This is a genomic window from Petrachloros mirabilis, from assembly GCF_975968855.1.
Genome location: NZ_CDLUDY010000275.1, coordinates 1 through 6,536 on the forward strand (window position 1 = coordinate 1; position 6,536 = coordinate 6,536).

At 54.7% G+C, this 6,536-nt stretch carries 7 protein-coding genes; 2 read left to right on the top strand and 5 right to left on the bottom strand.

Annotated features, from left to right (window positions below; all coding sequences use genetic code 11):
* Positions 1–1,270, bottom strand: a 1,270-nt coding sequence (locus ACWVCN_RS11825) for a Clp protease N-terminal domain-containing protein (RefSeq protein ID WP_455245961.1), incomplete at its 3' end; no start/stop codon positions are given.
* Between the two features lie 246 nt (positions 1,271–1,516).
* Between ACWVCN_RS11825 and ACWVCN_RS11830 the strand changes: the two genes are divergently transcribed.
* On the top strand, positions 1,517–2,377 hold the full coding sequence (locus ACWVCN_RS11830) for an NAD(+)/NADH kinase (protein WP_455245963.1): 861 nt from the start codon (positions 1,517–1,519) through the stop codon (positions 2,375–2,377).
* Between the two features lie 23 nt (positions 2,378–2,400).
* On the opposite strand, the gene ACWVCN_RS11835 is transcribed toward ACWVCN_RS11830, so the two are convergent.
* Together ACWVCN_RS11835 and ACWVCN_RS11840 are read right to left on the bottom strand one after the other, a co-directional pair.
* Positions 2,401–3,753 (bottom strand): FAD-dependent oxidoreductase, encoded by a 1,353-nt coding sequence (locus ACWVCN_RS11835; RefSeq protein WP_455245964.1) that lies wholly within the window; start codon positions 3,751–3,753, stop codon positions 2,401–2,403.
* Between the two features lie 143 nt (positions 3,754–3,896).
* Positions 3,897–5,336 (bottom strand): class II fumarate hydratase, encoded by a 1,440-nt coding sequence (locus tag ACWVCN_RS11840; RefSeq protein ID WP_455245965.1) that lies wholly within the window; start codon positions 5,334–5,336, stop codon positions 3,897–3,899.
* Positions 5,337–5,421: 85 nt separating this feature from the next.
* On the opposite strand from ACWVCN_RS11840, the gene ACWVCN_RS11845 reads away from it, so the two are divergent.
* On the top strand, positions 5,422–5,649 hold the full coding sequence (locus ACWVCN_RS11845) for a hypothetical protein (protein WP_455245967.1): 228 nt from the start codon (positions 5,422–5,424) through the stop codon (positions 5,647–5,649).
* A 56-nt stretch (positions 5,650–5,705) separates the two neighbouring features.
* Here the strand turns inward: ACWVCN_RS11845 and ACWVCN_RS11850 are convergent, their stop codons facing one another.
* Together ACWVCN_RS11850 and ACWVCN_RS11855 are read right to left on the bottom strand one after the other, a co-directional pair.
* Entirely contained in the window at positions 5,706–6,152 is a 447-nt protein-coding gene (locus ACWVCN_RS11850; RefSeq protein ID WP_455245968.1) for an Hsp20/alpha crystallin family protein, read from the bottom strand.
* 133 nt (positions 6,153–6,285) lie between these two features.
* The coding region (locus ACWVCN_RS11855) for a citrate/2-methylcitrate synthase (RefSeq protein WP_455245969.1) at positions 6,286–6,536 on the bottom strand (251 nt) is incomplete at its 5' end.

Sequence of the window (6,536 nt, forward strand, 5' to 3'; positions counted from 1 at the left end):
TGTCGCGCGACACCTTCTTCAGCTCTTGCTCCATCGCCTTGAGTTCCCCGGGAAGCGCGTAGGCTTGGAGCTTGGCGCGCGAGCCCGTCTCGTCGATCAAATCTATTGCCTTATCAGGAAGAAAACGATCCGTAATGTACCGGTCGGAGAGCTTGACCGCTTCGACGATCGCATCTTCTGTGATTTCGACGCCATGGTGTTCTTCATAGCGATCACGCAGCCCCTGAATGATGCGAACGGTCTCGTCCAGGCTCGGCGGCTGCACATAAATCGGTTGGAAACGGCGCTTGAGCGCACCATCCTTCTCAATGTGTTTGCGGTATTCGTCCAGGGTCGTCGCGCCGATGCACTGGATCTCGCCACGAGACAGAGCCGGCTTTAACATGTTAGATGCATCGATCGAACCTTCCGCCGCTCCCGCTCCAACCAAAGTGTGCAACTCGTCGATGAAGATAATGATATTCCCGGCCTGCACGATTTCCTTCATGACGACCTTGAGCCGTTCTTCGAACTGACCACGGTATTTCGTACCGGCGACCAAAGACCCGAGATCTAATGCGATGACACGTCGCGACAGCAGATTGTCCGGAACTTCAGACTGTACGATTCGTTGAGCCAACCCTTCGACGATCGCTGTCTTCCCGACGCCTGATTCTCCAATCAGCACAGGGTTGTTCTTCGTACGGCGGCTCAGAATTTGGAGCACGCGTTCGATTTCATCAGCCCGGCCGATCACCGGATCAAGCTGACCTTCTTGAGCCATTTGCGTGAGGTCACGCCCGAACTCGTCCAGCGCCGGCGTATTGCTCTTCCGGTCGCGTTCACGCGGAGCAGACTTTCTGAGGAAGGTGACGGTCAATTGTCTTGCAGTCAGGAGATTGGCTCCCAAACTACGGAGGATCTTGCCGCCGATCCCCTCTTCTTCACGAAGCAATCCTAGAAGGAGATGTTCGCTGCCGATATGGTTGTGCCCAAGGAGCCGCGCTTCTTCAACCCCGTATTCAATGACCTTCTTGACCCTCGGGCTGAAGGGAATTTCTCCAAAGGTCATCGTAGTACCGCCGCCAGGCAGGTTCCGCTCGATTTCCAAGCGGATCTGCTCGGTCGAAAGCCCCATTTTTTTCAAGATCATCAGGGCAATGCCATCAGATTCGCGAAGGATCGCCAGAACAAGATGTTCTGTCCCGAGATAGTCATTCTGATGACGCTCGGCTTCCTCCCGCGCCAGGATGATGATCTTCCGACCCTTGTCCGTGAATCGTTCGAACATCCTGCCTCCTTAATAGCTTGATAGCTGGGGCCTGTACGTAGTCGACGAGGGCAAACCCTTCGAAAAATCTGGCCTAATTCTAACTAGAAGGCTGTGGAGTGTCAAGATTGCGCAGGAATTACATCACAGCGAAAGTTGTACGGAGAATGATGCATCTTCCCGTTCGTTGACTTCAAAAGAACCCTCCCGATAGAATCCCGCACCTTCTACAAAATGTCCCATTAGCTCGGTCACAAACCAGATCTCATGAAAAGCAAAAGCATCGGCATTTTGACGAAGCCAAAGTTTCCGGAGGTTAAGTCTACACTCCAGGCCGTCGTCTCTTGGTTACGCGAACGGAACATTGACGTCATCCTCGACACGACCTCGGCCACTCTCCTCGGTGAGAAAGGCGGCCTTCAAAAAACCCAACTGGCCAGCCGCGCCGATGTGCTGTTGGTCTTGGGTGGTGACGGCACGATGTTGAATGCCGCCCGTCTAGCCGGCGAGCGAGGTATTCCAATCCTCGGCGTGAACATGGGAGGGCTCGGATTTTTGACCGAAGTCAGGCTGGACCATCTCTATCCATCGCTTGAACGTGTCTTCGCGAATGAGTTCGTCCTCGATGAACGCCTCATGCTTGCAATCCATATTCACCGCCACGGCGAAACAGTGGCGCAAGGCGTCGTTCTTAACGATGTTGTGATCAGCAAAGGCACATTGGCCCGCATGATCGAACTGAAGATCGAAATTCAAGGCCACTTCGTCACGAACTTGCGTGGCGACGGACTAATCATCAGTACGCCGACCGGTTCGACCGCCTATTCGCTATCCGCCGGCGGACCGATCATCAACCCCGCAGTGCATTCCTTGATCTTGACACCCGTTTGTCCGCACACCCTAACTCACCGGCCTATTATCGTACCAGACGATTCAGAAATCGATGTGACGTTGACAAGCAAGGACGAAGGAGCCATGGCCACACTCGACGGCCAGGTCGGAGTCGCCTTAACGCAAGGCGATACGGTAGTGATCAAGGCTTCAGAATTTCGAACTAAACTCATCCGCTTTCCGGAGACGAATTACTTTTCAGTGCTGCGTGAGAAACTGAAGTGGGGAGACGCGTGAAGATGTGAAGAGAGGGCGTTGGGTTACGCCCTCCCCTTCTCGATTAACGTGATCATTTCCTGATTCGTCACGTACTTGAACTCGCCGATACAATCATTTGCTCCCTGGTGAGCCTTCTCAGCGGCTTCCAGAATTCGAATTTCCTTTACATCGACCGGCCGGCTCTTGCGGGCCTTTAACATAGCGTGCAACTTGTCGAGCACCGCCTTGGCTTGGCTGCCAACACTTTTCGTTGACAGGTAGCGTGTAACGACCTCAGCACACCAGTCGCCGTCTCGCTTGGCCACACCGACGAGCCCCTCGCTCGCCTTGCGAGCCCAGCCGGCCAGAAACACACCATTGACGACCTTCCCCGTTCCCTCGTCGTAGGCCTGGAACAGTGCATCATCCGGATCGTTGCCGGTCTTGTTAGGATTCGTTACGTAGACACCGCCCTTGTATGGAAGGCCGACGGTCTCATCGACCTTGTCACCCACCGCAAAAACAACCGCGTCACAGGGAAACTCGTAGTACTGCTTCAGTCCGACGGCTGCCGTGTCCTCACCTTTCGGCTCCAGTTTGTTGTCTTCCATCTCGAGGGCTCGGATCCGATTGTTGCCGTCAACGAGAATTTTCTTGGGCGAGGCCAGGAACCGGAACCCCATCTTGGTGGTGCTCACCTTCGGCTCGCATTTCGTGAACTCGTCGACCAGCCCCTTGTGGATCTCATCGGGGTTCTGCCCGACAGCGACGAGACGATCTTTGATTCTGGCGAATTCCGCTTTGATTCCATCCAGATCCATGTTGGCGCAGACCGCACGGATCTCTTTTGGATTGTACTTCCGTTCAGCAGGTCCGCGACGCACGATAGCCGTCACGCGCTCCACCTTCTTATAGCGCGTCAACCAGTGGGCAATATCCACCATTACGTCACCCGCGCCTATCACAGCGACGTGCTTGCCCATATCGAAAGGTTTATCGCCGAATCCCGGTAGGCGATTGAAATGGTAGACGACATCCTTCGCGTGGAACACACCTTTCGCGCTGTCCCCTTCCACTCCGATCGCCTTCGTGCCCTGCGCACCGATAGCGAAGACCACTGCACTCGCGCCGAGATTGCACACCTCCTCGACCGTAAGATCTTTGCCATTGCCGATGGACACGTTGCCGAAATAATGGACATTCGGCTGTTCAAGGAGTTCCCAATACTGTTTCTTGAGCCCGCCCCGGAGCTTCAACTTGGAAGGGAAAATGCCGTATTCGGCCAATCCGCCGAACTTGATATCGCGATTCAAAATGATGACGTCATGACCCTCTTTTGCAAGGGATGAGGCAACCGCCATTCCAGCTGGTCCCGCGCCTGCCACAATTATCACGTGCTTCTGCTGTGTACTCATTCGATGTTCCCAGGGATTGAATGATAAAAAGAGTCAGAACCTCAACATTTCCGCGGACGTTAGCATAGTCGCTTTCTGAGTGTCAAAGTATCGGAAGACGCGAAGCATTTCGGACAAACGAACAGAGCAGGCAACCCGCCAGATTATCCTCCTGCACTCCCGACGGGACCGCCCGGTTCCGTCATGCGCCAGGGATTCAAGAGCTGGGTGAGTTTCTTTTCCGGCAGAACTTTTTGTTCCTTTGCCACTTGGCGCACGGTCTTTCCCGTCTTGTAAGCGTCCTTGGCGATCTTGGCGGCGGCTTCGTAACCGATCGCCGGCGCCAGCGCCGTGCACATGGCAAGGCTTTCTTCAATCAAACTCTTGCACCGCTCCTCGTTGGCCTTGATCCCTTCGATGCACTTCGCGGCAAAGTTGTTCGAGGCGGTCGCCAGCAGTTCAATCGACTGCAACAGATTATAGGCCATGACCGGCAGCATGACGATCAGTTCGAAGTTGGCTGCCTGCCCACCGACCGTTACGGTCACATCGTTCCCGATGACCTGCGCGCAGACCATTGTGACAGATTCGGCAATAACGGGGTTGACCTTCCCCGGCATGATGGAAGAACCAGGCTGCGTCTCTGGCAGATTGATCTCTCCCAACCCACAGCGGGGACCAGAACCAAGCCAGCGAATATCATTGGCGATCTTCATAAGGCTCACTGCGATCGTTCGCAGTTGGCCGCTGGCCTCGACAAGCGAATCCTGTACCGATTGCGCTTCGAAATGGTTGGTCGCCTCCTTGAACAGACAGCCAGTTTCTTTCGAGATAATCGCCATGACCTTCGCGGACAATTTAGGATGGCAGTTAAGTCCGGTCCCAACGGCGGTGCCCCCTAGCGCCACTTCACACAAGGCCGATTGCGCCAGCTTCGCCCGCTGAATAGCCAGTTCGATCTGCCTCGCGTAACCGCCAAACTCCTGGCCCAATCGAACAGGAGTGGCATCCTGCAAATGGGTGCGGCCGATTTTCACGATCCTGTCGAACTCCCGCGCCTTTCTGGCAAGGGCTTTCTGCAATTTCGTCAACGCCGGGATGAGCTGGTTTTTGATGGATTCCGAGGCGGCAATGTGAATAGCGGTCGGGATCACATCGTTGCTCGATTGGCCGAGGTTCACGTGGTCATTGGGGTGAACGAGCTTGCTTCCTCGAAGACCACCGAGCAGTTCAGTAGCCCGGTTGGAAATGACTTCGTTCGTGTTCATGTTCGTCGAGGTTCCGGAGCCGGTCTGAAAAATATCGACGGGAAATTCACCGTCCAACTTGCCGTCGACCACTTCGGTGGCCGCCCTTTTGATGGCGTCGGCCGGTTTCTTGTCGAGCAGACCAAGCGAATGGTTGACGGAAGCCGCAGCTCGTTTGATCAGTCCCATTGCCCGGATCACCGACCGAGGCATACGGAGCGGACTAATCGGAAAGTTTTCGATCGCGCGCGCGGTCTGCACTCCGTAATAGGCGTCGGCCGGCACGGCCAACTCCCCCATCGTATCGCGTTCGATTCTGGTTGTGACGGATGTCGTCTTGTTCTGGTTCGTCTTCATGCGCTCCGCTCCATCAATAAAGGTTCTTGCTCGCCGCGGGCGCCATGATAAACTCGGATTGCCCGGTTCCACAAGAGTCATGTCCATGAATGACCCCAGCCTGTCAGTTGACGCCTACGCCGGATACAAAGGGGAAGAAACGCCGCGATCGTTTACGCTCGACGGCGTGACGTTGCAGATATCAAGGGTGGTCGATCGCTGGTACAGCGAAACACACTGTTACTTCCGTGTCCTTGCGAGCGACAACCGGCGCTATGTCTTGCGATATGGATTGGATGAACAACAGTGGGAAATGGTGATGCAAGAGGGGTAGAAGGAACAAAAAGGCCCGCTTGCGCGGGCCTTTTCTGTTGCTGAGCGATGACCCGTTTATGAAACTCTGACGTCGATCGCTTTCGGCTTCACCTTTTCGCTCTTCGGGAGGTGCAGGTTCAAGACACCGTCTTTATACTCGGCCTTGACCGCACCCTCATCGACCGATTCAGGGAGAGCGAAGCTCCTCACGAAACTTCCATACGAGCGTTCGACTCGGTGATACTTCTTCCCCTTCTCTTCTTTCTCCTGCCGGCGCTCGCCTTGAATCGTCAGCACGCCATCTTCGACGGTAACCTTGACATCCTCTTTCTTAACCTCCGGCAGTTCAGCCTTGATGAGGTACTCTCCGTCGCTTTCGCTGATATCCACTACGGGCATCCAGTCCGCGACAGTCAAATTTTCTTTCCCTGAATTGCGCATCGACGGACGCGCAAATACACGGTTCAAACGTTCAGACATATCCTCTAACTCACGAAACGGATCCCATCGTACAAGCGACATGGCTCAACCTCCTCTTTGCATTTTTGATAATGAATTTTCGTTACCTAGGCGCTGCGCCGACTCAGCCGTCTTATGCAAAGAGATAAATCGGGCGCGTGTAGAGTCAAGGGGGTGACGGGCCGTCCGACCGAGACTAGGTCCGCCGGTCGAGCGGCACATAGGACCGGTTGTGGTCGCCAGAGTAAATTTGATCAGGCCGAAAGAGCTTGTTCTCCCGCAACTGTTCAAGCCAATGTGCAAGCCAGCCGGAGACTCTGGCCATGGCAAAGATGGGGGTAAAAAGGTCGGTCTCAATTCCCATTTTCTCGTATAGGATGCCGGAATAGAAATCGACGTTTGGGTAGACGGCTTTTCCTTTGAGGTATTCTCCCGCGCTTGTTTCAA

Coding starts and splice junctions, on each gene's coding strand:
- ACWVCN_RS11830 (WP_455245963.1), top strand. CDS start 1,517: ATGAAAAGCAAAAGCATCGGCATTTTGACGAAGCCAAAGTTTCCGGAG.
- ACWVCN_RS11840 (WP_455245965.1), bottom strand. CDS start 5,336: ATGAAGACGAACCAGAACAAGACGACATCCGTCACAACCAGAATCGAA.
- ACWVCN_RS11850 (WP_455245968.1), bottom strand. CDS start 6,152: ATGTCGCTTGTACGATGGGATCCGTTTCGTGAGTTAGAGGATATGTCT.
- ACWVCN_RS11845 (WP_455245967.1), top strand. CDS start 5,422: ATGAATGACCCCAGCCTGTCAGTTGACGCCTACGCCGGATACAAAGGG.
- ACWVCN_RS11835 (WP_455245964.1), bottom strand. CDS start 3,753: ATGAGTACACAGCAGAAGCACGTGATAATTGTGGCAGGCGCGGGACCA.